The organism is Protofrankia sp. Cr1 (genome assembly GCF_963555865.1).
In the GTDB taxonomy this organism is placed as follows: domain Bacteria; phylum Actinomycetota; class Actinomycetes; order Frankiales; family Frankiaceae; genus Protofrankia.
This window is the reverse complement of sequence record NZ_CAUVXO010000078.1, coordinates 6,316-7,474: the sequence shown is the minus strand read 5'-3', so window position 1 is coordinate 7,474 and position 1,159 is coordinate 6,316. Positions and strand designations below refer to the sequence as shown.

Annotated in this window: 1 protein-coding gene; it reads right to left on the bottom strand. The window is 72.0% G+C overall.

Features of this window, described 5'->3' with window-relative positions:
* Window positions 1-25: 25 nt before the first annotated feature.
* Window positions 26-976 carry a S1C family serine protease gene (locus U9980_RS09375; RefSeq protein ID WP_322748012.1) on the bottom strand — a complete coding sequence of 317 codons (951 nt, stop codon included), beginning with the start codon at window positions 974-976 and terminating at the stop codon, window positions 26-28.
* Between the last annotated feature and the right edge of the window lie 183 nt (window positions 977-1,159).

Sequence of the window (1,159 nt, the reverse complement as noted above, 5' to 3'; positions counted from 1 at the left end):
CCCGCCCAGGTGATGGCCGTCCCGCTCAGGTGAGCGCCAGTTCCCGAGGGACGACGATGACATCGACGAGTGCGCCACGTCGCCACACGGTCACTTCGATCGGGTTTCCGATGGTCTCCTCGGTCATGAGCCGCTGGAGGTCCCCGGGTGCGGCGACCGGCTGCCCGGCGACCGAGAGCACCAGATCGTCGGTGAACAGGCCGGCCTGCCCGGCCGGGCTGTCCACCACGACCTCGGCCAGCCGGACCCCGTGCCGGCGGCCGAACCGCTCGGCCAGTCGTGGCGGCAGCGGTGCCCGAGCACTGGCGACCCCGAGGTAGGCCCGTCGCACCCGACCGTCGCGCATGAGCGCGGCGAGGATGCGGCGGGTAGTGGCGTTGACCGGAACGGCGAGCCCGAGCCCGATCCCGGCGACGGCCGTGTTCACGCCGATGACATGGGCGTTCGCATCGGCCAGGGCGCCTCCGGAGTTACCCGGATTGAGGGCGGCGTCGGTCTGGATCACCTCGTCGATGATGCGGACCGTGGCGCCGGCCCGGGTCGGGAGCGATCGACCGAGCGCACTGACCACTCCTGCGGTGACGCTGCCTGTCAGGCCCAGCGGGTTGCCCACCGCGACGACCAGTTGACCGACGACGAGGGTGGCCGCGTCGCCGAGCGTGGCCGGCGGCGGGGTGGCGCTGCGGGCGCGCAACACGGCGAGGTCGGACAACGGATCGGCGCCCACCACGTCCACCAGGCTCTCCGTGCCGTCGGTGAACTCCGCCGTACCCACCCCGACGCCCGTTTCCCCGGCCGGCGGCCCGCCGTCGATAACATGGGCGGAGGTGAGCAGGAAGCCGTCGTCGGTGAAGACGACGGCGGAGCCGGCTCCCTCGCCGCGACGCGTCCGCACCCGCAGGCTTGCGACCGACGGCGAGATGGCGGCGGCAACCTGAGTCACCACCTGCGAGTAGGCATCCAATGGATCAGTCATCCCGGCCTCCCGAACGTGCTCCTGCGCCCCTGGTGCCGCCGGGCGCGCGAACTGGGCCCTGATCGCGCGCCCGGCGGCATCCTGAACGCCTGTAACGATTACACAGTTACAGCCGTAGCAACACAGGAGCGGCAACCGACCTTCCCGGTCGGCCGTCCGCCGTGGGCGTACACCGTCACCGAC

Excerpts from the sequence above, each read along its gene's own strand:
- U9980_RS09375 (WP_322748012.1), bottom strand. The coding sequence starts at position 976 with ATGACTGATCCATTGGATGCCTACTCGCAGGTGGTGACTCAGGTTGCC.